The organism is Turicibacter sp. TJ11, assembly GCF_021497505.1.
Classification (GTDB): Bacteria; Bacillota_I; Bacilli_A; order MOL361; family Turicibacteraceae; genus Turicibacter.
Genome location: NZ_CP069349.1, coordinates 1202050 through 1225345 on the forward strand (window position 1 = coordinate 1202050; position 23296 = coordinate 1225345).

General features: G+C 34.5%; 26 protein-coding genes and 1 tRNA gene. 4 read left to right on the forward strand and 23 right to left on the reverse strand.

Features of this window, described 5'->3' with window-relative positions; genetic code table 11:
- Positions 1-18: 18 nt before the first annotated feature.
- On the reverse strand, positions 19-912 hold the full coding sequence (locus tag JRC48_RS05585; protein WP_235070862.1) for a DUF368 domain-containing protein: 894 nt from the start codon (positions 910-912) through the stop codon (positions 19-21).
- A gap of 228 nt (positions 913-1140) precedes the next feature.
- Between JRC48_RS05585 and JRC48_RS05590 the strand changes: the two genes are divergently transcribed.
- Positions 1141-2229 (forward strand): PRK06851 family protein, encoded by a 1089-nt coding sequence (locus JRC48_RS05590; RefSeq protein ID WP_235070863.1) that lies wholly within the window; start codon positions 1141-1143, stop codon positions 2227-2229.
- A 40-nt stretch (positions 2230-2269) separates the two neighbouring features.
- Here the strand turns inward: JRC48_RS05590 and JRC48_RS05595 are convergent, their stop codons facing one another.
- From JRC48_RS05595 to JRC48_RS05615, 5 genes are all read right to left on the reverse strand, one after another.
- Entirely contained in the window at positions 2270-2539 is a 270-nt protein-coding gene (locus JRC48_RS05595) for a hypothetical protein (RefSeq protein ID WP_235070864.1), read from the reverse strand.
- A gap of 289 nt (positions 2540-2828) precedes the next feature.
- Entirely contained in the window at positions 2829-4130 is a 1302-nt protein-coding gene (locus tag JRC48_RS05600; protein ID WP_235070865.1) for an IS4 family transposase, read from the reverse strand.
- Positions 4131-4295: 165 nt separating this feature from the next.
- Complete coding sequence (locus tag JRC48_RS05605; RefSeq protein ID WP_235070866.1) at positions 4296-5039, reverse strand: ABC transporter permease; 744 nt, start codon at positions 5037-5039, stop codon at positions 4296-4298.
- Positions 5020-5718, reverse strand: coding sequence for an ABC transporter ATP-binding protein (locus JRC48_RS05610; protein ID WP_235070867.1), 699 nt, complete (start codon positions 5716-5718; stop codon positions 5020-5022). The genes JRC48_RS05605 and JRC48_RS05610 overlap by 20 nt, the downstream gene beginning before the upstream one ends.
- Complete coding sequence (locus tag JRC48_RS05615) at positions 5718-6632, reverse strand: ABC transporter substrate-binding protein (RefSeq protein ID WP_235070868.1); 915 nt, start codon at positions 6630-6632, stop codon at positions 5718-5720. The genes JRC48_RS05610 and JRC48_RS05615 overlap by 1 nt, the downstream gene beginning before the upstream one ends.
- Before the next feature lie 140 nt (positions 6633-6772).
- Between JRC48_RS05615 and JRC48_RS05620 the strand changes: the two genes are divergently transcribed.
- The gene (locus tag JRC48_RS05620) at positions 6773-7675 is read left to right on the forward strand and encodes a prenyltransferase (RefSeq protein WP_235070869.1); all 903 of its coding nucleotides are present in this window, start codon (positions 6773-6775) and stop codon (positions 7673-7675) included.
- A gap of 73 nt (positions 7676-7748) precedes the next feature.
- A complete protein-coding gene (locus JRC48_RS05625; RefSeq protein ID WP_235070870.1) occupies positions 7749-8402 on the forward strand; it encodes a M48 family metallopeptidase in 654 nt (217 codons plus the stop codon).
- Between the two features lie 98 nt (positions 8403-8500).
- Here the strand turns inward: JRC48_RS05625 and JRC48_RS05630 are convergent.
- The 7 genes from JRC48_RS05630 to JRC48_RS05660 all read right to left on the reverse strand — a co-directional run bounded on the left by JRC48_RS05630 (position 8501) and on the right by JRC48_RS05660 (position 15777).
- Positions 8501-8577, reverse strand: a tRNA-Arg gene (locus JRC48_RS05630).
- A 231-nt stretch (positions 8578-8808) separates the two neighbouring features.
- A complete protein-coding gene (locus tag JRC48_RS05635; RefSeq protein ID WP_235070871.1) occupies positions 8809-9582 on the reverse strand; it encodes an SDR family oxidoreductase in 774 nt (257 codons plus the stop codon).
- Between the two features lie 82 nt (positions 9583-9664).
- A complete protein-coding gene (gene rnc, locus JRC48_RS05640) occupies positions 9665-10375 on the reverse strand; it encodes a ribonuclease III (RefSeq protein WP_235070872.1) in 711 nt (236 codons plus the stop codon).
- 121 nt (positions 10376-10496) lie between these two features.
- Positions 10497-11501 carry a phosphate acyltransferase PlsX gene (plsX, locus tag JRC48_RS05645; protein ID WP_235070873.1) on the reverse strand — a complete coding sequence of 335 codons (1005 nt, stop codon included), beginning with the start codon at positions 11499-11501 and terminating at the stop codon, positions 10497-10499.
- Positions 11502-11578: 77 nt separating this feature from the next.
- Positions 11579-13624 carry an ATP-dependent DNA helicase RecG gene (gene recG / locus JRC48_RS05650; RefSeq protein ID WP_235070874.1) on the reverse strand — a complete coding sequence of 682 codons (2046 nt, stop codon included), beginning with the start codon at positions 13622-13624 and terminating at the stop codon, positions 11579-11581.
- A gap of 135 nt (positions 13625-13759) precedes the next feature.
- The gene (locus JRC48_RS05655; RefSeq protein ID WP_235070875.1) at positions 13760-15397 is read right to left on the reverse strand and encodes a DAK2 domain-containing protein; all 1638 of its coding nucleotides are present in this window, start codon (positions 15395-15397) and stop codon (positions 13760-13762) included.
- Positions 15398-15411: 14 nt separating this feature from the next.
- Positions 15412-15777, reverse strand: coding sequence for an Asp23/Gls24 family envelope stress response protein (locus JRC48_RS05660; protein WP_055245032.1), 366 nt, complete (start codon positions 15775-15777; stop codon positions 15412-15414).
- Between the two features lie 213 nt (positions 15778-15990).
- Here JRC48_RS05660 and rpmB point away from each other — a divergent pair, with 213 nt between their 5' ends.
- A complete protein-coding gene (gene rpmB, locus JRC48_RS05665) occupies positions 15991-16182 on the forward strand; it encodes a 50S ribosomal protein L28 (RefSeq protein WP_055245030.1) in 192 nt (63 codons plus the stop codon).
- Between the two features lie 82 nt (positions 16183-16264).
- Here rpmB and JRC48_RS05670 read toward each other — a convergent pair whose 3' ends face one another.
- From JRC48_RS05670 to rlmN, 10 genes are all read right to left on the reverse strand, one after another.
- On the reverse strand, positions 16265-16648 hold the full coding sequence (locus JRC48_RS05670; protein ID WP_235070876.1) for a hypothetical protein: 384 nt from the start codon (positions 16646-16648) through the stop codon (positions 16265-16267).
- A gap of 54 nt (positions 16649-16702) precedes the next feature.
- Entirely contained in the window at positions 16703-17080 is a 378-nt protein-coding gene (locus JRC48_RS05675; protein WP_235070877.1) for a hypothetical protein, read from the reverse strand.
- 84 nt (positions 17081-17164) lie between these two features.
- On the reverse strand, positions 17165-17539 hold the full coding sequence (locus tag JRC48_RS05680) for a hypothetical protein (RefSeq protein WP_235070878.1): 375 nt from the start codon (positions 17537-17539) through the stop codon (positions 17165-17167).
- 195 nt (positions 17540-17734) lie between these two features.
- Positions 17735-17815: a stage V sporulation protein SpoVM gene (gene spoVM / locus JRC48_RS12770; protein WP_370630397.1), complete on the reverse strand. Its 81-nt coding sequence runs from the start codon at positions 17813-17815 to the stop codon at positions 17735-17737.
- 74 nt (positions 17816-17889) lie between these two features.
- Positions 17890-18519 (reverse strand): thiamine diphosphokinase, encoded by a 630-nt coding sequence (locus tag JRC48_RS05685; RefSeq protein WP_235070879.1) that lies wholly within the window; start codon positions 18517-18519, stop codon positions 17890-17892.
- Between the two features lie 5 nt (positions 18520-18524).
- Positions 18525-19169, reverse strand: coding sequence for a ribulose-phosphate 3-epimerase (gene rpe, locus JRC48_RS05690; RefSeq protein ID WP_235070880.1), 645 nt, complete (start codon positions 19167-19169; stop codon positions 18525-18527).
- An 18-nt stretch (positions 19170-19187) separates the two neighbouring features.
- Positions 19188-20075 (reverse strand): ribosome small subunit-dependent GTPase A, encoded by an 888-nt coding sequence (gene rsgA / locus JRC48_RS05695; protein WP_235070881.1) that lies wholly within the window; start codon positions 20073-20075, stop codon positions 19188-19190.
- A gap of 46 nt (positions 20076-20121) precedes the next feature.
- Positions 20122-21444, reverse strand: coding sequence for a Stk1 family PASTA domain-containing Ser/Thr kinase (pknB, locus tag JRC48_RS05700; protein WP_235070882.1), 1323 nt, complete (start codon positions 21442-21444; stop codon positions 20122-20124).
- Entirely contained in the window at positions 21441-22193 is a 753-nt protein-coding gene (locus JRC48_RS05705) for a Stp1/IreP family PP2C-type Ser/Thr phosphatase (RefSeq protein WP_235070883.1), read from the reverse strand. Before JRC48_RS05705 ends, pknB begins: the two co-directional genes overlap by 4 nt.
- A 1-nt stretch (position 22194) precedes the next feature.
- Positions 22195-23235, reverse strand: a complete 1041-nt coding sequence (gene rlmN, locus JRC48_RS05710; RefSeq protein WP_235070993.1) for a 23S rRNA (adenine(2503)-C(2))-methyltransferase RlmN — start codon at positions 23233-23235, stop codon at positions 22195-22197.
- Positions 23236-23296: the final 61 nt, after the last annotated feature.

The window sequence follows — 23296 nt, forward strand, 5'->3', positions numbered from 1 at the left end:
CGCTCAGCTAGCTTAAGTTTACATTCTCTTTTTTTCGATAAATTTACTAAACTGCTCTAATCCAATGATGATGACACCACCTACAATGAAGAAGAGAATACTAAATGTATCCCATGACATTGGCGCTTTTGGTACTTCTAACGTCGTTGGCCCCATGATAACCGCATAAAGTGATCCAATCATTAACCCGAGGATTAAGTAAATCATTTGCGGACGTGCTGTCTCTAAGAAATGACGAATTAATTTAATTGTTGATAAAATCCCAACAATAACCCCTACCCCAAATACCAATAAAACAGGTAAATAAGAGAAGTTTAATGATAACACCTCTTTAATCGCACTAATAATAGCCGTATATAATCCGAAAATTAAAAGTAGGGTTGATCCTGAAATCCCTGGTAATACCATTGCTGAAATAGCAATCATACCAGCTACAAAAACATATAAACTTAATCCAATCGTTAAGTTTCCAAATGAAACATCAATTCCTTGTCCACCTGATGCAGGGTTAAAAACGGTTAATGCCACAACGATTAAAACACCTGTTACGGCCCAAACACTATTAATGTATTTTCCTTTAATGGTTTCTTTTTCTGCTTTTATAATAAGCGGGATTGAGAAAATAATAAACCCAATAAATAATGAGCTAATGCTATAAATCTGCTCTTCAAAAATTGAGGCTAAGAATAAGACTGAGGCAACCATTCCAACTGCCCATCCAATCCCTATTTTAAATAAAAAGTGTAAAGCTTCCATTTTCTCTTCTTTGCTACTTTTTGAAACAAGTTTATTTAATGAATTAATAAACTGATCATAAAAACCTAAAATGAACGCAATCGTTCCACCTGAAACGCCAGGAACACTATCTGCTAATGCCATAAAAAATCCACGAATTACATTGACGATAAACATTTTTTTCACCTTGACCTATTCTAAATTTTCATCCATATTATAAGAGATTTATTATCCATTTTATTTCTATATAAGATAATCTTTACCAAACCATTCTAACATAATCTACACCAAACTTCAATGTCAGACAGATTTTAAGCTCATAAATACGACATATCACTCACACTTTGGGCAAGTTCCCATAAGATAGTATTGGATATTGTATTGTTAGTTTAAGGAGGTATCTGAATGAGTGCAAATATAAAAAACTATTTTGCCTGCGCAAATAGTTCACAAGGATTTTGCAATTACTTTGAATCAAATCTTGAGGGGCTTGAACATCTTTATATCTTAAAAGGTGGGCCTGGGACTGGAAAATCAACGATGATGAAAAACATAGGGGCAGACCTTTACGATCGTGGTTATGATATTGAATTTATTTATTGTTCTTCTGATCCTAGTTCATTAGATGGAATCATTATTCCAGCTTTAAAAGTGGGGGTCGTTGATGGAACGTCTCCTCATGTCATTGAACCACTGGCTCCCGGTGCAATTGAGCAATATGTCAATTTAGGAATTGCATGGGATCGAAAAAAACTTCAACCTTATAAAGATCACATTCTTTCATTGAGAAGTCAAATTAGTGACTGTTACACAGAATTATATGCTCAGTACGCTGAAGCTTTAAAAGTTCATGATGACTGGGAAAAAATTTATATTAATGAAATGGATTTCGACAAAGCTTCTGAATTTAGACAATCTATTTGTGACACACTACTTGACTATCCTTCGATTGATCACACACCAGTCATTAAACATCGCTTTTTCGGAGCATCAACACCAGAAGGTTCAGTGAATCACATTCAAGATTTAACTGAAGGCTTTAAACGCTATATGATCAAAGGACGTCCAGGTACAGGAAAATCAACTTTATTGAAAGAATTAGCTAAAAAAAGTGAGTCATTAGGTTATGATACTGAAATTTATCATTGTTCATTTGACCCACAATCACTCGACATGGTTTTAATTCCAGAGCTTAACGTTTGCTTCTTTGACTCTACCGCACCTCATGAATATTTCCCAACCGTTGAAACAGATGAAATTATTGATACATATGAAGCATTCATCACCCCAGGAACCGATGAACGCTATGCTCAACAACTTGATGAATTATCAATCTTATATAAAACAACCGTTAAAAAAGGAACCGATGCCTTAGCTCAGGCAAAAAGACTTCATGATGAATTAGAAAAAATCTACATTAAAGCGATGAATTTCGATATCATCGAAGGTATTTACCAACAAATTAAAGCTGAAATTATGAACTTAATCAAATAAAAATGAGGTGTATCGATAAAGATACACCTCATTTTTCTCATTAACGACGTTTAGATTTATCTGATCCATTTCCGTCTTTTTTAACTAATAACGTCTCCATTTTTGTTTTAATTTGATGATAAGTCATCGGATCAAACAACAAATCATTCCAAATTTTCACTTTATTATCTCGAACTCCTGCCAACACTTGCTCATGGTTTGATCGATGAACAATAGCAATACCTTCTTTCTTTTTAATTTCAACCGTGACTGTTTCTTTTTTGTTGGTTTCAAATTCTCTTGTTGAACCTGTGCTAGTTTCGTTCCACATGTTTCTCTCTCCCTTTAGTCAAAAAGTTTTAAAGTCATCTCATGAACCTACAATCATAGGCATTCGATATATTAAACTGTATGCTCCCTCGCCTTAAATATGCAAAAAAAGTGAGTCATACACCAATGTCATTTAGTTAAGTATCATTGGGATTTTTTAAGGCATCGTGAAATCAATTTTAATTTCACCATGCCTTTTTTTCTATCTGTTAAGCACTAAAAACTCATCTTTAAGGCATGCCAAAAAAGCAGATAGCCTCAATCTGCTTTTTTGACACCTTTAAATAGGATTAAGCTACTCGATACATAAAACTCACACTCGGTTTAACTCTGGTTCTCCGTTCACTATGTCGGCCCTTTCGAACTGGTAGTATGTTTCTCTGAATAAGTTCTTCTACAGGAATCTTCGACGATCTAAAAAATTGACAACAGACATGAATCGCAACCGTGAAATTCACTTGATAGTTATATTTTCGCTCTTTCTTAGTCAAGACAACATTTAAGGTAATCATCTCACAAAAATTATACATGGTTAGTTTAGCGAATAGTTCTTGTTCAATAAATGAGCGTTTCTTCGCATGGAGATGAATTAAACCAATCGCATATTTTAGTTCTCTAAATGCTGTTTCAATTCCCCATCTCATTTCATATAATTCCTTTAAGGCTTCTTTTGAAAACTCTTCCTGATTTAGATTGGTGATCAGCGTTTCGTAAGTATCTTCTGTTAGTTTGAACCGTACCACACGAAATGAAAGTTCATAATAGTCAGTCTGCTTTAATTTAAAATAATCAAAGCGGACATTTTGAGGTAAGAATTTATACCGATGGGGATTAGCTTTAACTTCATTTGTTTGTTTTGGGGTTAAGGTTAAATGGATGGTTTCATCAAATTCATCTGTATGAGGTAACCTAAGTGATGAGATCATACTTTTACTTTTGATATCTTTCACGCGAATCACGTATTTCCAACCTTTTTCTTGAATATGAGCGAAGGTATTGTAACTTTCATAACCACGATCCGCAACAAGAATCACAGGATCTTTAAGTGGAGAGTTGCCGACCATTTCAATCAGTGCTTGTCGTTCATTTAATTCACGAATCGGTTGAATTTGTGCATCGATATATAATCGATTCATTAAATCATAAAGTGCATTCAGATGAAGGGAGTTATAGCCCTTTTTAGCCGTTGAAGATTTAATGTACGTTTTTTCATCATCAGGATTATGTGCAATATTAAACGTTGACCCATCAACCGCAAGAAGTCGATATCCTCGAAAGTATTTATACTGATCGTATGAGGCAGTAAACTGTTGAAATAAATGTTTAAATGCATCCGGTCGTATTTTACTACGTTGTTGGATAAAAGCAGAGGTAGATGCAGTTGTCACATCATAATTGAAATAAGTCATTAACTCTGTATAAAGGCTATTGCCATTCATCGCGAGAATAAAACTCACCATACTTTCAAATGAGAGTTTACGATTTCGAGTAAAATCTTTCTCAGGATTTTGGACAAAGTCCTTTGGGTTACCACTCATCTTCTTAATAATATGAATGAGTTTTTGCTTGATCTTGGTTGAATACTTAGCCATGCGATAGCCTCCTTAAATAGATATATTTAAGAGGCTACGCCACAGATTTTTGCTTCTATGTCAAGTGTTTTTTACAAGAAAAAAGGGAGGTGTACATTTTTGTACCCCTCCCTTTTGGAGATTTTGATCATTAATTTATTAACTTAATGACATTGAGTCATACACTCACTTCTTTCTTAGCCAAGGGCAACATATTAGTTGTAATAAATCAAGTCCTTTATAAATCGCTAATGACAATAAACTTAATACAATAACACCTGAAAACATATCTTTATAATCAACCATTGACCAGGCATTCATAATAAAATAACCAATTCCATAACGAGTGGCATAGTTCTCACTAAAGAATAAGGCTGAGATTGCAATTCCTGTACTAATTCTTAATCCAGAAAATAACTGAGACGAAATAGCCGGTAAAATCATGTGCCAAAGCCTTTGAAAAAAGCTTAGTTCCATTAAGGTTGCAACTTGCAAAAGACTCGTATCGATTTGCTTAACCCCATCTCTTGTCGCTATGATCATTTGAAAGACAATAATACTAATCATTAAAATAATTTTAGACGTATCACCTATTCCAAACAAAACCATAAAGATGGGTAAGAAGGCAAGTTTAGGAATGGGATAGAGTAAGTAAACAATTGGTGAAATGAGCTGATCACTCTTATCATGGCATCCAATTAAAATCCCAATCGGAACACCAATAAGTAAGGAACAAACAATCGAGACAAAAATTCGACAAAAACTATAGAGCACATGATAAATTAAATCATGCTGTAATAAAAACACAAGACGCTCCATCGTTGATAAAAAGGAAGGGACCATTGACTCACCGAGCATCACATGTAGAAGTTGCCATAGTCCGATAATGACCAGACAGGCGTATCCTTGATTAATGATTCGCTTCATCATCTAACTGCTCCCTTACCTTTTGACATAGCTCATAATAAGACGCTTGTTTTCTCATGTCTTGGTTCCCAAAGTATGGATTATGAATAACCGTTTTAAATTGACCGTCATTCATAATGATAATGGTTTGACCTAAAAAGACAGCTTCTTCAATACTATGAGTGACTAAAATCATCGTATTTTGATCATTTAAATGAATATCTAGTAAAAGATCTTGAATTTTTTCTTTTGTCATCGCATCAAGAGCCGATGTCGCTTCATCTAATAACAAAATCGGTGATTGATTAACTAGCGCTCTTGCAATAGCTGCTCGTTGTTTTTGCCCCCCACTCAATTGATGAGGATACCTATCTTTTAAATGAGACATCTTAACTTTTTCTAAAATCTTTTGGATATGCTCACTTCTTTTTTGACGAATCCCTAACGCTACGTTTTGTTCGACAGTTTTCCAAGGAAATAATCCTAAATTCTGCAAAATAAGACTCGGTTTAACCTGAGATGACATAAAAATCTGTCCCTCATGTAGCGGTAATAATCCTGCAATGGCATAAAGTAACGTCGTCTTTCCACAACCTGAGGGACCAATAATGGCATAGGTTTTATGGGCTTGAAACTTAAAACTTAACTCTTTAATAATCGGCTGTTTCTCATATTCGACTGTGACTTGCTTTAATTCAATCATTAGTTAATGAACTGACCATCAATTAAATCTAATGGTTTAACTGATAAAGATTTATTTAACGTTTCAGATGTCCAATCGATAATTTCTTGTAAATACTCCTCAGATGGTAAAGCGGCTTCTTTATAAGTTGGTAAAAGGATTAGCTCTTTGGCTTCTGGTGCAATATTTGGAATCTTTTCTACTAAAAGATCAATAACTTTTGTTGGATCTTCATTAATCACTTTGACTGCTTTATTATAGGCCTCATGAAACTTAGCAACAGCCTCACTTTTTTCTGTGATTGCTTTTTCTGTAAAGACTAAGCAATCCGGTGAATACGCGTCATCTTGCCCATACATTGTTTTAATTAACCCTTGTACCTCTCCATTACTAGCAACCGGCTCTGGAAATAATCCCATATCTAATTCTCCACTAGCAATAGCCGCTAATCGAGCTGGAATTTCATTGATGAAAACTTTTTCAATCTCATAACGATCACTTAACCATTTATCAATTAAATAGTTTGATACACTCACTTCCATCATCCCGACTTTAATCTCTTTTTTATCAATCACTTCTTGAGTTGATAAGACTGGAAAAATTCCATCGGTCATTGTCGTTGCTTTAATTTTAAATCCACCATCAACATTTGTTGCAACAGCAATAAAATCAGTCATGGCTCCATCAATGGTTTGGCTTTGTAAAGCACTTTGACGATTAGAAGCATTGCTATAAATTTCAATGTTCACATCTAACCCTAACTCTTCAAAAAATCCTTCTTTCTCTGCCATTAAAATAGGTGCCGTATCTACAGCTGGCATTAGTCCAATCGATAACGTCGTGAATTCTTCTTCAATGACTTGATTTTTTTCACACCCTAACGTCAAAAAGATCATCATGAAACTAATCACGGTAACTAATCGTTTCATCCCCATATTTAATACCTCCATATTTTTCCAATTAATAACCTTTATTATTTTAACAATATTATTATATTTTTACAAGTTTTTGTTAATTTTATCGTTTTATGATAAAATTAGACTTATTATTTCAAAATACATCAGTGAGGTGAGTTATGTTTAATAAGAAATACATGTTAACATTCATCAAAGATTCCTGGATTGCTCTTCGTCCTCTTTCATTAACATTAGCCATTGGATCGACAACCTTAGGAATTTTAGCTGCATACAAGATGGGAGCGATCGACTACCATAACCCATTTGATTTATTTCTGATTTTTCTAATTACAGTCGCTGGATTATTAGCACAATCAGGAGCAAACTTAGTCAACGATTACTTTGAGGGCTCGTTTCGTTACTATCGACCAAGTGGAAGAAAAATGATGTTCCTCGGTGTCTTACGTACTTATTTTGATGTTTATGTGTTTTTATGGGCTATGGCATGTTTTGCGGTTGCGGGATTAATTGGTTTATATTTAATTTACCTAACAAACTTCAATATGCTTTGGATTGGATTAATCGGGATCTTTATTGCTTACGGTTACACAGGGGAACCTTTTGTTTTTAAACGTAAAGGATTAGGGGTTATTATCTCCTTTATCGCAATGGGACCTTTAATGGTGCTTGGCGCAAGCTTTCCTTTCACTAAAGAATTATCCCTTTATCCCATTTACCTTGCGCTTCCCGCTTCACTATTTATTCCAGCCTTAATGATTAGTAATGAAATGCGTGATTTCACACGTGATGAACGTTTAAGTATTGGAACGCTTAGTGTCCGTATTGGAAGTAAGTACAGTACTTATCTTTATCGAACATTAGTGTTTGGTGCTTACATTTTAACTGTGCTATATGTCATTGCTGGCATCTATCATCCAATTTCACTGGCGGTATTTTTAACCTTACCACTTGCTTTAAAGGCCAATCATTCGGTGACAAACTTTGAAAAGCTAGGAATTCCTTATACTAATAGCCTACATTGGAAATTTACTTTAATTTTAATTATTTCACTATTTTTCTAAAAGGGTGAGAGCTCATCCTTTTTTTATTTGTGTTATAATAAGTTGAATCAATTGAAAAGTCATGGTGAAAAAAATGCAAGTCATAATTAACGAAGTCCCGATTCATTTTGAAGTTCAATTTTCAAAACGTTCAAAAATAACACTTGATGTCAGTGATGATGGTTATTTAACACTCAAAGTTCCTACTAAAACGAGTGAACAAGCAATCATGGACTATATGAAGTCTCAATCTAAATTTCTATTATCACTTCATGATCGTCTTCAAAATCGTCAATATATCTCAGATCAAAAATCATATCATGAAAAAGAGCTATTCCTCTTTCTTGGAAAGGCACTTCCGCTTCATGAACTATTAGAAGACATTCCTTCAACAGAGGAAGGCATTCAGCTAGCTTTGAAAAAACTATATACGAAAAAAACAAAGCAACTCGTTAAAAAGCGCGTAGCTCATTATGAAAAAGTCATTGGCATTAAAGCAAAATCAATCACTGTTGTTGATTCCCCTCGTACTTGGGGAACTTGTAGTTCTAACAAAGATCTAACGTTTAATTACAAACTTTCAATGGCCCTCCCACAAGTCATCGATTACGTCGTCATTCATGAACTGTGTCATATTCTTCATATGAATCACGACCGTTCATTTTGGCGTAAAGTTGGAATGTTTGATCCTAACTATAAACAACATCAAGCCTATCTTGAAAAATTTGGTGGCGTCATGACGGTATAACACAAAAAGCACTTCAGATTCATCTAAAGTGCTTTTTTGCTAATTAAAATAAAAAACATCATCTCAAACTGAATGATGTTTAATTATCGATTAAAAAATGGCGCGCCTGGCAGGAGTCGAACCCACAACCCTCTGATCCGAAGTCAGATGCTCTATCCAATTGAGCTACAAGCGCATAAATCAACACTGACAATCTAACTTTTCTTTGTGGACTATCTGATATGATTATTATAGACCTATATGACCATTTAGTCAATCAATTTTTACCAATTTAAAATGATAGTTCGACTGCTTATTTATCTAGAACTGTTTTTAACATTTTCTCTCAATCATTAAAAAGCAGTTCTAGATCGGTTTGAATAAATTTTTAGATTGCTTAACAGTTTTAATCTTCATTAAACTCTGATCATTTTTTCTTTAACTGTGTTTGATAAACAATTTGACAGCCTAGTTTTCTTGGAATGAATCGATTTAAAATCAATAACATTCGATTGAAATAGCCTGGTATAATCAATGTCTTTTTCTTCATTAACTGAGAGTATGCATACTCAGCGACTTCATGTGCAGTTGGAGGAGCAACTAAAGATTTTGCAACCTTAATCTCTGCCTTTTGTTGAAATTCCGTATCAACTGGTCCCGGACAAAGAACACTGACAACCACCTTTGATTTCTTAACCTCAAGTTCTTTCGCAATAGCCTCTGTTAACTGTAACACGTATCCTTTTGTAGCATAGTAAGTCGCCATTAATGGACCTGATTGAAAAGCAGCTGTTGAGGCGACATTTAATATGTATCCTTTATTATTTTTAACAAAATCTTTTAAGAATAGTTTTGTTAAGCAATGAACCGTTTTAATATTTAAATCAATCATGTTCAATTCGTTCTCTAGTTCAAGATTTAAAAACTCACCATATAATCCATATCCTGCGTTATTAATTAAACCAATCACGTTGTAAGCCTGACATTGTTCATAAAGTGAGTAAAGACTTTTAAAATCAGAAAGATCCACTGGTATTGTCACTACCTCACAGTTATACTGCTGTTTAATATCTTCTTTAATTTGATTCAGGCGTTCAGCTCGTCTAGCCACCATGATTAAATCATATCCATGCTCAGCTAACACATAACACATTGCTTCTCCAATTCCCGATGAAGCTCCTGTTACAACAAAATAAGACACATTTATCCCTCCTTTAAAATAAAAAGAAGAAAGCAAAACTATATTTTAAACAAATAAAGTTTTGCTTTCTTCCTGCATCTGACTATTTTTTCTCACATGATTTAGCTAAGATTTCAATAGCACCTTTAGCGGCTTGTTGTTCCGCCTCTTTTTTCGTTTTACCAATTCCACGTCCTAGCGTAATACCATCTAATAAAACGATGGATTCAAATGAACGGTTATGAGCTGGCCCCGTTTCAGAGACAATACGATACTCAATTGCCTTTTTAGAATCAGCCTGTACAAGCTCTTGTAACGTACTCTTATAATCAAACACTTGTGTGACTGAACCTTGTTGATAGGCGTTATGAATAATTTCATGAACAAATGAATAAACAACATCCATTCCTAAATCAAGGTACATTGCCCCAATAAAAGCTTCAAATGCATCCGCTAATACAGTTGGACGCTCACGTCCACCTGAATTTTCTTCTCCACGCCCAAGCAACATTAATTGCCCAAGATTTAAATTGCGTGCATAAGACTCTAGAGACGGCTCACAGACTAATTGGGCACGAATTTTAGTCATTTCCCCTTCAGATAACGCAGGTTTTAAATTAAATAAATAATTTGATACGGTCAGCTCTAACACAGCATCTCCTAAATATTCAAGACGTTCATTATCTTCAATTTTTAAGTGACGATGCTCATTCACATAAGATGAATGCGTAAATGCCTGACAATAACGATCCAATTGTTTAAATGGAATCTTATTTTCAGTTAAAAACTCCGTTAATTGATCTAAATATGCCATATTTTTCACCTCCATTCAAAGTCCAAATAATTATAACCCTTTTCCTGTTATTACACAAGCTATTCAGCGTGAGTTGATAGATTTCGACGAAAATAGATGAGATTTTCGCCGGAATCACTAACTATTTCTCCTCTGCTTTTAAAGCCTCACTAATTTTTGAAACAACATCTTGAACCACTGTTTCACGTGCTTGACGAATGGCATTCATTAAAGCAACTGAATCAGACGATCCATGCGCCTTAATCACAGGTGCTGAAACTCCAAGTAAAATTCCTCCACCCACTTCTGATGCATCCATACGTTTTTTAATACGTGCAAAAGCAGGCTTTAATAATAAAGCACCAATTTTCCCACGAGTTGAAGACATTAGCTCTTCTTTAATTAATGATAATAGTGATTTTGAAGTTCCTTCTACTGATTTTAACGCAATGTTTCCTGAATAACCATCAGCAACGATAATATCAACTTCTCCTGAAATCATTGTTTTTCCTTCCATATTTCCAACAAAGTTGATTGTTTGATCAGCAGCAATTAAAGCAAAGGCTTCTTTTTGTAAGTCTGTTCCTTTTCCATCCTCTGTTCCAATATTTAAAAGAGCTACGGTTGGATTTTGAATATGCATCACTTCACGTGCATAAATCGATGCAATTTTAGCATTTTGATATAAATACTGTGGTTTCCCTTCACTCGTTGCACCAGCGTCACATAAAATAGTATATTTATTTTCTTTAATCGTTGGCATGATTGGTGCTAAAGCTGGACGTTCCACTTCTTTTAATCGCTTAACGACTAATGTTCCCGCTGCAATTAACGCACCTGTTGCTCCAGCTGAAACGACCGCATCAATCTCACCTGTTTTTGCATCTTTACACGCGCGAACCATCGATGAATCTTTATATTTTCGAATTGCCATCGCAGGATCTTTAATATCCATTGGAATGACTTCCTCACAATGAGCAATTTTAATACGATCGTGTGATGATTTCATGAATTTTTTTATCTCTGATTCAATTCCATATAAAGTAATTTCAATATCATCAAACTTTTCAACAGCAGCATAGGCTCCTAAGACTGTTTGTTCAGGTGCAAAATCGCCACCCATTGCATCTAATCCAATTTTAATCATTAATTAATTCACCTATTTCCTCTATTTTATTTGCTAATAAACATTATAAACCATTTTAGATCAGAAAGAATACCATTTTAATCAAATTGATGCATTTCATTTGCAACGGTTTCTTGAATATAGTCTCGTAATGATAAAAATTCATTATTATGATAAAACTCGTCACTGCTCACTAAACGATAAGCATCTTGCATGGCGACTTCTAAAATATTGTAGTCTTCAATTAGATCTGCCATTTTAAAAACAGGTGCTCCCGATTGCTTCTCACCAAAAAAATCACCTGGTCCACGTAATTTTAAATCTGCCTCAGCAATTTCAAATCCATCCGTCGTTCCCGTCATAATTTTCAAGCGTTCTAAACTCTGCTCATTTTTGATGTCACTCATTAATAAACAATAAGCTTGCTGACTTCCACGTCCAACGCGACCTCTTAGCTGATGCAATTGTGACAATCCAAATCGGTGAGCATCATAAATCAGCATCAGGTTAGCATTCGGGACGTTCACCCCAACTTCAATGACCGTTGTTGAAATTAAAATTTGTGAACGGTTAGCTACGAAATCTTCCATCACAGCATCTTTTTCAGCCTGTGATAAGCGACCGTGCATGAGTCCAACGTTAGCACGTCCCTTAAAATGATGTTGCCATAAGTGATAGACTTCAACTGCGTTTTGAACATCCATGACCTCAGATTCCTCAATAAGTGGGGTAATAACATAGGCTTGCTGACCTTGATCCAAAATATTTTCTTGAATAAATCCCAGTGCTCGATCAAGCTTTGAGCTATCCATTAAAAATGTTTCAACCGGCTTTCGACCTTGAGGAAGTTGATTAATAATTGACACATCCATATCACCGAAAGCAGAAATGGCTAATGTTCTCGGAATAGGGGTCGCGGTCATCATTAAGACATCAACAAACTCCCCTTTTTCTCGTAACATCTTTCGTTGATTGACACCAAATCGGTGCTGTTCATCAGTGATGACTAATCCTAAGTTTTTAAACGCGACATCCTGTTGAATAATGGCATGTGTCCCGATAATTAAATGAATCTCACCTGCTGCTAATCCTTCTAAAATCTCACGACGACGTCGCCCTTTAACCGAGCTACTTAAAAACTCTATTTTAAATCCTTCATATGGACCAAATAACTCAACAAGTGATTTATAATGCTGTTGGCCTAAAATCTCAGTAGGTACCATTAATGCGGTCTGGTAGCCTGAAAGCATGACCATTAATAAACTGACCGCTGCAACAACGGTTTTTCCCGAACCTACATCTCCTTGTAATAAGCGATTCATCCGACTTCCTGATTGTAAATCTTTTTTAATTTCACCGATTACTTTTAGCTGCGCATCCGTTAACTCAAAGGGAAGTTGATTAATAAACTCGCTCACTTGTTGCTCATCAAAAACTTTTTCTGCTCCTTGACGCTCACATTTGGTCTGGTAACGTAAATATTGTAATTTTAATTGAAATTTTAAAAGCTCTTCATATTTAATCCGACGCTTAACTTGTCGAATTTGTTCTTTGTTTTCTGGAAAATGTGAAAACAATACCGCATCTTCATAAGAAATCAGGCGATACTGCTGTTTTAGTTGCAACGGTAAATCGTCCTCGATTTGAGTTTTATACTGATCATAAGCTGACTTTAAAATTTTTTTAAATGTTTTTAATGGAACTTCCTTTAAAGAATAGACGGGTTCAATCCCTCGTCCTTCTGATGATCCAATTTTAATATCCGTTGCAGTAATGACTTTTCGACCGAGATCCCATTTCCCTGTGACCGTAATCAGTGTATCAAGTTTTAGTTGATTTTTCAAAAAGGTTCGATTGAAAACAACTACTTTGACGACTTCATGATTCACTAAGACATTAAACGTCATTCGTGCTTTCATTTTCCCATAATACTGAACTTGACAAGCCGTAATCACTTTCGCTTCAACTGTGATTTTTTCTTCATGCATGGCGCGATGAATGTCAATTAACTCATAATTCTCGTAGCGATAAGGAAAATACTCTAGCAAATCCTTCACACTTTTAATTTTAAGCTGGTGAAGTTTTTCAAGAAGTGAAGGACCTACACCTTTTACTTTTTCTACTGGAATCGCTGCTAGTGACATGTCATCACATCCTCTCAATTTTTATGAAATAAATTTAGTAAACATTTGTTCTGTCTTATCTTTATTTTAGCATAAACAAATTAGCCATTCAAAGCATAAAAAAGACGCAAGCTTTAAACTTACGCCTTTTAACAACTATTCTACAGAAATGATGTATGAATAAACAGGTTGTTGACCTTCAAAAATTGTTACTTCAACATCTTCAAATTTATTTTCAATATATTCTGCTAACTCATCTGCTTCATCTTCATCGACACCTTCTCCGAAAAGAATTGTGACGATTTCGCTATCTTCATCGATCATTTGATCCACTAAGGCACAAGCACTTTCGAAGCGACTTGGAACAGAAACCACAATATCTTTATCTAAAATTCCGATAAAGTCATTTTCTTTAATATCTACACCATTCATTTGTGTATCACGAACAGCATAAGTTACTTGTCCAGACTTAACTTCTGCAATGGCTTGAGTCATTTCTTCAGTATTATCTTCAACTGAAGCATTCTCATTGAACATCATTAATGCTGTATATCCTTGTGGAATTGTTTTTGATGGAACAACAACTACATTCACATCTTCAGTTACTTGTGCAGCTTGGTTAGCGGCCATAATAATATTACTATTATTCGGTAATATGATAATGTTTTTTGCATTTAATTCATCAATTGCTTTTAAGAAGTCTTCTGTTGAAGGGTTCATTGTTTGTCCACCTTCGATCACATAATGACATCCTTGTTCTTCAAATAAATTTTTAATTCCTTCACCGGCTACAACTGAAATAATTCCATATTCAGCTTGTTCACGTTTAGCTGGTGCTTCTTGTGGTGCATTTTGTCCGATGATTTCATTATGTTGCTCAGTCATGTTTTCAATTTTTAACTTCATGAATTCACCATGTTTTTGAGCTAAATTTAATGCTTCACCTGGAGTTAACGTATGAACATGAACTTTAACGATATCTTCATCTTGAACGACTACAATTGAGTTTCCTAATTTTTCTAAACGTCCACGGAAAACATCTTCTTTGAATGGTGTACGTTTTTCATCAATTCGTAAAATAAACTCTGTACAGTAACCAAACTCAGCTTCATCATTTGATAAAGCCATTTGTGCAGATTCTGCGTTTGTTTCTGTTACTTCTTCTAAGGCAATCGTTTCACCTTTTAATGCTTTTAAGAATCCTTCAAAAATATAAGTTAATCCTTGTCCACCACTATCTACTACCCCTACTTCTTTTAAAACAGGTAATAATTCTGGTGTACGATCTAATGAAACTTGCATTTCGCTAACCACTAATTCATATAAATCAACAATTGAATCAACTGTTTCATATTTTTCAACCGCAGCTTCAGCTGACTCACGAGCAACCGTTAAGATCGTTCCTTCAACAGGTTTCATAACTGCTTTATAAGCTGTTTTAACTCCGCTTTCTAATGCTTTTGCAATCTCTTCGATGTTCGCTTCATCTTTCCCCTCAAGACCTGTTGCAAATCCTCTAAATAACTGAGATAAGATAACACCTGAGTTTCCACGTGCGCCCATTAATAACCCACGTGATAACACTTTAGCTACTTTACCGATTGAGGCTTCTTCTAAAGAAACTAATGCTTTAGCTCCAGCTGTCATTGTCATACTCATGTTCGTCCCTGTATCTCCATCTGGAACTGGGAAAACATTAAGTTGATCAACGTATTTTGATTTATTCGCTAAGTTGTTAGCTCCGTTAATTACCATTTGCTTAAATAAAATACCATTAATTTGTTTTAACGACATGAATAATACTCCTCCTAGCGATCTAACCCTTTAACTCCTTGCACAAACACATTAACTTCTTTAACATGTTCTCCGAAAGTTTTTTCGATCACATACTGAACTTTTTTCTGAATTTCAAAACAAACTTCTGAAACTTTAATACCAATTCCAACGATGACATATAAGTCAACAATTAGTTTATTATTTTCATCTGCGCGTAGTGTAACACCTTTGCTATAATTCTCTTTTCCTAAAACAACAGCTAATCCATCTTTAACTAAATTTTTAGAAGCCATTCCAACTACACCGTAACATTCAGTTGTTGCATTTCCAATGACTGTTGAAAGAGCATCTCTTGAAATGTCAATTCGACCATATTCATTTTTAATTTGGACTGTCATAGGTGACAAACCTCCCTTAGCGCTATTTTCTTAAGTTCAATTTTACTATATATTATACACATTGACAAATATAAAATGCCATCTCCTCATCGGAAAACCAACTTCTCATCACTATTCTTTGCAATTCTTTCAAAAAAACTTGCTAATCAACAAAAAGTATGATAAATTAATAGGAGTCTTAGATAAGAATGTGAAGTAAGGAGGTTTTTACTAATGGCTCGTGTTTGTACAGTTACTGGACGTCGTACTAAAACAGGAAACGCTCGTTCACACGCTATGAACGCTTCAAAACGTACTTGGAAGTCTAACGTTCAAAAAGTTAAAATCTTAGTAAACGGTAAACCTAAAAAAGTATACGTTTCTGCTCGCGCATTAAAATCAGGAAAAGTAGAACGCGTTTATTAATAACATAAAAAAGGTTATCTCTTCGGAGATAACCTTTTTTATGTTATTAATCTGCTTCATTTTAAAACTTTTAATGCGCACTTTACTCAATAGAAATATGAATTTGAGCGTTATTCGTGTCAATCGTCATTAGCTCTTCTTTACTTTGAGAATCAACTAACAATAAAAGATCATCAATCTTTAAATCAATCTCTTCTCCTAGTTTAGCTTTTAGTTGCTTTTGAACGACTCCCGTTTTTAAAAAGACTTTCGCTAAACGTAGAGGAAACTTAAATTGAACATCCTCTTTTTCTCCTGCTTTTTTTGTTAAAATGTCTATTTTCAAAAATCGTCCTATTGAATTAGTATCTATCGGTTTCTTTTCTAACTGATTTTTATCCATCGCTTGAATTAATTTTTGACCTTCCTCTGCTGTAATGGTTCCGGCTTCAATCATCTTTAACACTTGGCTGAATTCTTGATTCAATTTCATCATCCTCTCTACTGTAAATCGTTTATTTCTTATCCTTTGAAACATTATTCATTTCACTGAAACTTGAATACTCGTTGAATTTGTTTGCAAGCTCATAATTTCATCGGTATCTTGCTGATTAATTAACTCTATTAATTCATCTAAATCGATCTCTAAGTCGGAGTTTAATGGTGACTTAATTTGTTTTTGAATACATTTCATTTTTAATATTGACTGAGTTAATCGAAGGGGGATGTTAATATCAATGACTTGATCAATCTCATAACTATTTATATTAATATGTAACATCTGTCCCAACATTTTCTTTTTTCTCTCTTTGACTTGATGTTTTCCTTTATTAATGGCTTGAAGTAATTGTTGGCCATCGTTTGCAGTAATCGTTCCACGTTCAATCATCTTCATGATTTTTTCAATTTCTTTTTCCATCTTCTCCCCTCCTTTGACGTTTGGTATGTTGATTTTCAGTTTTTATATGAGAAGAAATTTTATAAGAAACTTAAGCGTTTATTCCTATCTCGTCATAATTTGAATTTTCTTATCTTTTGCCTGAATACTAATGACTTCTAGTGGCGGGTACTCTTTCATCATTTGTAACACTTCTTCAAGATGCATTAATATTGTATCTAACTCTTCTTTACTATATTGAGCTTGACCTTCCTCTACATCTAATTGAATAAAAGAGGCACATAATTTAAAAAAATGCTTAACGAATCCAAAAGAAACACCAGGTAATGATCGCTTTCTTTTGCCATCCATGAAATATAATTTTAGTTTTTTAACTTGTTGTTTTTGCTGACGTTTGGATTCTTTTTCAATCTCTTTAATGGCTTTTGCTACACTCAAATGTCTTTTTTCAACTTCCTCTAAGATAGATAGGTAGGACATTAAATTCTCCTCCTTCAAACTTAAATCATTTTCTTAATTTCTAGATTTTTAACTAAACAACTATCACACTTTTTATTTTTACGATCATCTACCTTAAGTTTATGATTCATAAGCTAAAAGGATGAAAAAATCGGCTTTGATCTTACTGCCTTTTAAGTATAAAAAAATAGTTGCCGATTTAATCGACAACTATTTTTAGTGTTTTTTAAACATGTTCATAATACCTACAACGATCGCACTGATCCACTTTGGTAATTTAATGGTATAAAATCTCATCTCATCCACTCCCTGTTCAACGATATTAATTACTGTACACTATATGGCCTAAAGAGAGAGGATATGACTAAAACTTAATCACAGCTATAGATCATTAATAAATAACCACTGCTAAACGACACATTAAACGAGGAATCAATGATTTCATTACTGATACAACGAATATCCTCTTGAGTTAACGTGTAATTTTTTAATGGATATTTTAACCCTGTTAAAGTTAGATTTTCAACCGTTGATTCTAGAGCAAAAAAAGAAATATACGGCAACCTAGGCTGCTTAATTTCATGTTGCCCTGGAGATAAAATGGTTAGTATATTTTTTTGATCCACTAACGTAATAGAGATTCCCTTTTTGATAAATTGCAATAATAAACGAATATTAGCTAAACTATGATCGATTCGACCTCCTAAAGCTCCATAAATAACAACCTCAGTGGCTTGTTTAGCAAGAACTACGTTTAAAGCGACTTCTGTATCTGTCTCGTTTTTTTGAGGAGATAACTTAATGATTTCTGATGAACCCTGTTTAATGACCTCAAACTCTAAGTCTGTGACTGAATCAAAATCACCAATTGCCAAATTAAGATGTAATCCTTGATTCACGGCTGTTAGTGCCCCGTAATCAACACCAATTACAAAACTTGAACGAATCTCTTCTAAATCTAACCATGGCTGAGGCGCTCCGCTAATAATTGCAATCTTCATGATTATTACCCCTTAATTTTTTGAATGGCTAACGCACGATCAGCAGCGTTAAAAACGGCTGATCCAGCGACTACAACATCTGCTCCAGCCATTTCACATAAACGAGCTGTTTCTTCGTTAACTCCACCATCAACTTCAATGATATAAGATAAGTTTTGTTCTTGACGCCACTGATTTAATGTTGCAACTTTCGATAAGGCATCAGGAATAAATGCCTGCCCACCAAATCCAGGATTAACTGACATAATTAAAATCCAATCCACATCATGTAGCACGTGTTTAATCATTTCAAGTGGCGTGTGCGGATTTAAAACGACACCACATTGCATGTCATATTGTTTAATTAATTGTAATGTACGATGTAAATGACGACACGCCTCTACATGAACCGTAATAATATCAGCTCCAGCATCTTTGAATTCTTTAATATATTGATCGGGATTTTCAATCATTAAATGAACATCAAATGGAAGATTCGTATGCGGACGTAAACACTTAACAATTCCTGGACCTAATGTAATATTAGGAACAAAATGACCGTCCATCACATCGATATGAATATAATCTGCTCCTAATGAATCAACACATTTCACTTCTTCTGCTAACTTAGAAAAATCAGCGGCTAAAATTGATGGTGCAATTTTTAACATCTTTTCTACTCCTTTAAATTAATACTTTGGTTTTCGAGACTTAATTTCAGTTAAAAACTGAAGATAGTTTTCATATCTCGTTGGTAAAATCTCTCCTGTTTCAACAGCTGCTTTTACAGCACAGCGTGGTTCGTTTTCATGTAAGCAACCTCTAAACTTACACTGTTCAGATCGTTCATAAAACTCAACAAAACATTGTGATAAGTCGATCGCTTCTAATTGATCAAGATCTAAGGAACTAAATCCTGGAGTATCGGCAATTAAACCATCACTTAGCTTATGTAATTCAACGTGACGAGTCGTATGTTTTCCACGCCCAAGTGCCTTAGAAATTTCATTGACTTGAATTTTTAACGTTTGATCAATAGCGTTTAGTAATGAAGATTTTCCTACTCCTGACTGCCCGCAAATGACAACAATGCGATCTTTAATTAAATCATTGACCACATTAATTCCTGCATGTTGTTTAGATGACGTTTCGATAACTTCATATCCAATTTGTTTATAGTACTGAATACTTGAATCGATGGCTTGTCGTTCTTCTTCACTTAATAAATCCATTTTAGTTAAAACAATGATCGGTTCGATTTGATTCATTTCAATAACCGCTAAAAAACGATCGAGTAATTTAGGGCTAAAGTCTGGTTCTTTGACAGAAAACACAACGAGTGCCAAATCCACATTAGCAATCGGTGGACGAACTAATTCATTTTTACGAGGCCCAATGTCCATGACATAACCGTTTCCATCCGGCTCAACTAAAAATTCAACATGATCACCAACAAGTGGCGTAATTTTTTGTTTACGAAATAATCCACGACTACGACATTGAATCATCTCTTTCGTTTCTTGATCTTCAACATAATAAAATCCACTTAATGCTTTTAAAATAATTCCTTTTTTCAAGTTATCACCTACTAAATGATAAATTCTTTTATCATTTGATTCTTCTTTATTCTTCTTGATCGGTTGAAGATGATTTTTCTGGTGTTTTAGCGACGTATAACGTGATACTTGAATTCACCTTAACGCGTGTTCCAATCGATGGTGAGGTTTTAAATACATCTCCATCTTCGTAATTTTCATCTTCAATATAAATAACACTTCCATACTTAAGGCCAATTTCACTTAGTTCTTTTTCTGCCTCTGATACAGTCATGGTTGAAATATCAGGAACATGAACTTCAGCTACTTTATGCTTAGCAGGTTGATAAATAATGATGTAATACAAAATCATCGCTAAAATAATAAATACTGTAAAAGAGACTAAGATAGCTGAGTTTAAGAAGCCAAATTTCTTTTGCATGTTTCCTTTTCGCTTCTTAGATGGACGACCTTTTGTTGCTTTTTTCGCCATTTCTTCAGATACCTCCTTCTTCAAGTCCGTCATCACCATTGTTTTTTCTAAATCTTCTTCTTTTAAACTTCCATTTAATAACGGCTCATCTGCACGCTCAGTTGCCAAAGCTGACTTAAGATCAACTAGCAACTCAGTCACACTATGATAACGATCAGCCGGAACCTTACATGTACAGCGCTTAATAATATTATCTAAACTATTTGGTAAGTCTTCATTCACTAATTTAATCGATGGCATTTCGGCTTCTAAATGTTGAAGCGCAATATTAACGGCTCCCTCACCTTTAAATGGAACATCTCCCGTTAATAACTCATATAAAATAATTCCTAACGCATAAATGTCTGATCGCTCTGTTGCTAAATTTCCGCGTGCAAGCTCTGGTGCTAAATAATGAACCGATCCCATAATCGTATTCGTTTGAGTCACATCTGCTTCATTGCTCGAAAGAGCAATTCCAAAGTCTGTGATTTTAACAACTTGTTCATCCGTAATCATGATATTTTGCGTTTTAAGATCACGATGAATAATTTTATTTTGATGAGCATATAAGACCCCTTCAGCTAATTGCGTCATAATATGCATCGCTATTTGAGGATCCAGCGCTTTATGTTCACGCAAATAATCTTTCAGTGTTTTTCCCTTTACATACTCCATGACAATAAATGGTTGTTGTTTGTAATCACCTACTGTATAAACATGAACAATGTTTGGATGATCTAAATTAATGACTTGTGCTGATTCTCGTTTAAATCGCTTGATAAATCGTTCATCCTTTGATAGTTCATAACGTAACATTTTAATAGCCACATGTCTTTTTAACGTACGATCATAGGCTAAATAAACATTAGCCATCCCACCATCACCGATCAACATCTTAATATCATATCGTGAATTAATGGTTGTCCCGATAATCATAGACAGTCACTCCCTTCGAGGCTTTCACATAAGGCAACAGATATATTATCAGTTCCTCCGTTACGATTTGCCAATTCAATTAGTAAATTTACTTTTTCTTCTGTTGATCTTTTTTCATTTAAGATAGAAAGAATTTCTTGATCATCCACCATCGATGTTAATCCATCCGTACAAAGTAAAATGGCATCTAACTGATAACGTTCTAACACTAAATAGTCAAATTTTAATGATTTGTTCACCCCAAGAGCATTCATGATAATGTTACGATGCGGATGATTCTTAGCTTCTTGCTCAGATAACTTACCTTCCTCAACAAGTTTACGAACAAACGTATGATCTTTTGTAATTTGTCTTAATTGGTCATGAGATAAAACATATGCTCGACTATCCCCGATATGTGCAAATGCGATAAAAGACTCTGTCATCACGGCGACAATGGCTGTTGTTCCCATTCCATGTGAAAGATGATGTTCTTCAATATAACTCAAAATATTTTCATTAACTTGTTGTAATAATTGCTTTAACCATTTTCTGAGCACCTCAGAATCATTAAAAATTAAATCCTCATTAAAATGCTCTTCAATGCTATGCAGTACCATCGCACTAGCCACTTCTCCAGCTTCATGGCCTCCCATACCATCGGCAATGACTACGATTGTACAATTTTGATTTTTATAAATTTTAACAGCATCTTCGTTGTGTGGTCGAATTTTTCCAATATCAGTCTTATAACACATCTGGTCAAACATTTTATAAAGCCCCCTCTTTAGCTCTTAACTGCCCACAAGCCGCGTCAATGTCACTTCCTAACTCGCGTCGAACAGTTGCATTTATCCCACGTTTTTTCAATGTCTTCTCAAATTGTTCAATATGTTCAAGTGGTGTACGATCAAATCCACGTTCTGGAACGTAATTCACTGGTATTAAATTAATGTGGCAATTAAGCCCTTTAACTAAATCGGCTAATTGATTCGCACACTCTACCGTATCATTCACATTTTTAATCAATCCATATTCAAAAGTAATTCGTCGGTTCGTTTCATTCACATAAAAGTGTGCCGCTTGCATTAATTTTTCTAACGGATAGGCACGATTAATTGGCATCAACGTTGTACGTAATTCATCCGTTGGGGCATGAAGCGAGATAGCAAACGAAACTTGAGGATGATCAGCAGCAAAATTATAAATTTTAGGAACGATCCCACTTGTTGAAACTGTAATGTGTCGTGCTCCAATATTTAAACCTTTTTCATTATTAATAATATTAATGAATTGAGAGAGATTCTCATAATTTTCAAAAGGTTCCCCAATTCCCATGACAACGATGTGACTTACACGATCATCTGTCTCATCTAAGTATTGTTGAACACGTAATACTTGGCTAACAATTTCTCCCGCTTCTAAATTACGTTTTAACCCACTTAATGTCGAAGCACAGAACTTACATCCGATGCGACATCCAACCTGTGTCGTCACACAAACAGAACATCCATACTTATGTCGCATTAATACCGTTTCAATTAAGTTTCCATCAGCTAATTCAAATAAAAACTTTGTCGTCCCGTCACTTGCTACTTGTTTTTTACGTTCTGATAACGTAGTAAAATCAAACGATTCACTTAATAAAGCTTTTAAATCTTTTGGTAAGTTACTCATCTCATCAATTGTTTTAACACGTTTTTTATATAACCAATCAAAGATTTGTGACGCTCTAAATTTAGGTTGTTTATTAGCGACTAACCAATCTTGCCAATCTGTCATATCTAAACTAAAAATGGATTTAAACTCCATATTAGCACCACCATTTCTACTAAATTCATCTAAATTATAACTCATTCATTATGTTTACTTC

Excerpts from the sequence above, each read along its gene's own strand:
- JRC48_RS05585 (WP_235070862.1), bottom strand. The coding sequence starts at position 912 with ATGTTTATCGTCAATGTAATTCGTGGATTTTTTATGGCATTAGCAGAT.
- JRC48_RS05590 (WP_235070863.1), top strand. The coding sequence starts at position 1,141 with ATGAGTGCAAATATAAAAAACTATTTTGCCTGCGCAAATAGTTCACAA.
- JRC48_RS05595 (WP_235070864.1), bottom strand. The coding sequence starts at position 2,539 with ATGTGGAACGAAACTAGCACAGGTTCAACAAGAGAATTTGAAACCAAC.
- JRC48_RS05600 (WP_235070865.1), bottom strand. The coding sequence starts at position 4,130 with ATGGCTAAGTATTCAACCAAGATCAAGCAAAAACTCATTCATATTATT.
- JRC48_RS05605 (WP_235070866.1), bottom strand. The coding sequence starts at position 5,039 with ATGATGAAGCGAATCATTAATCAAGGATACGCCTGTCTGGTCATTATC.
- JRC48_RS05610 (WP_235070867.1), bottom strand. The coding sequence starts at position 5,718 with ATGATTGAATTAAAGCAAGTCACAGTCGAATATGAGAAACAGCCGATT.
- JRC48_RS05615 (WP_235070868.1), bottom strand. The coding sequence starts at position 6,632 with ATGGGGATGAAACGATTAGTTACCGTGATTAGTTTCATGATGATCTTT.
- JRC48_RS05620 (WP_235070869.1), top strand. The coding sequence starts at position 6,773 with ATGTTTAATAAGAAATACATGTTAACATTCATCAAAGATTCCTGGATT.
- JRC48_RS05625 (WP_235070870.1), top strand. The coding sequence starts at position 7,749 with ATGCAAGTCATAATTAACGAAGTCCCGATTCATTTTGAAGTTCAATTT.
- rnc (WP_235070872.1), bottom strand. The coding sequence starts at position 10,375 with ATGGCATATTTAGATCAATTAACGGAGTTTTTAACTGAAAATAAGATT.
- plsX (WP_235070873.1), bottom strand. The coding sequence starts at position 11,501 with ATGATTAAAATTGGATTAGATGCAATGGGTGGCGATTTTGCACCTGAA.
- recG (WP_235070874.1), bottom strand. The coding sequence starts at position 13,624 with ATGTCACTAGCAGCGATTCCAGTAGAAAAAGTAAAAGGTGTAGGTCCT.
- JRC48_RS05655 (WP_235070875.1), bottom strand. The coding sequence starts at position 15,397 with ATGTCGTTAAAACAAATTAATGGTATTTTATTTAAGCAAATGGTAATT.
- JRC48_RS05660 (WP_055245032.1), bottom strand. The coding sequence starts at position 15,777 with ATGACAGTCCAAATTAAAAATGAATATGGTCGAATTGACATTTCAAGA.
- rpmB (WP_055245030.1), top strand. The coding sequence starts at position 15,991 with ATGGCTCGTGTTTGTACAGTTACTGGACGTCGTACTAAAACAGGAAAC.
- JRC48_RS05675 (WP_235070877.1), bottom strand. The coding sequence starts at position 17,080 with ATGGAAAAAGAAATTGAAAAAATCATGAAGATGATTGAACGTGGAACG.
- JRC48_RS05680 (WP_235070878.1), bottom strand. The coding sequence starts at position 17,539 with ATGTCCTACCTATCTATCTTAGAGGAAGTTGAAAAAAGACATTTGAGT.
- spoVM (WP_370630397.1), bottom strand. The coding sequence starts at position 17,815 with ATGAGATTTTATACCATTAAATTACCAAAGTGGATCAGTGCGATCGTT.
- JRC48_RS05685 (WP_235070879.1), bottom strand. The coding sequence starts at position 18,519 with ATGAAGATTGCAATTATTAGCGGAGCGCCTCAGCCATGGTTAGATTTA.
- rpe (WP_235070880.1), bottom strand. The coding sequence starts at position 19,169 with ATGTTAAAAATTGCACCATCAATTTTAGCCGCTGATTTTTCTAAGTTA.
- pknB (WP_235070882.1), bottom strand. The coding sequence starts at position 21,444 with ATGATTATCGGGACAACCATTAATTCACGATATGATATTAAGATGTTG.
- JRC48_RS05705 (WP_235070883.1), bottom strand. The coding sequence starts at position 22,193 with ATGTTTGACCAGATGTGTTATAAGACTGATATTGGAAAAATTCGACCA.
- rlmN (WP_235070993.1), bottom strand. The coding sequence starts at position 23,235 with ATGGAGTTTAAATCCATTTTTAGTTTAGATATGACAGATTGGCAAGAT.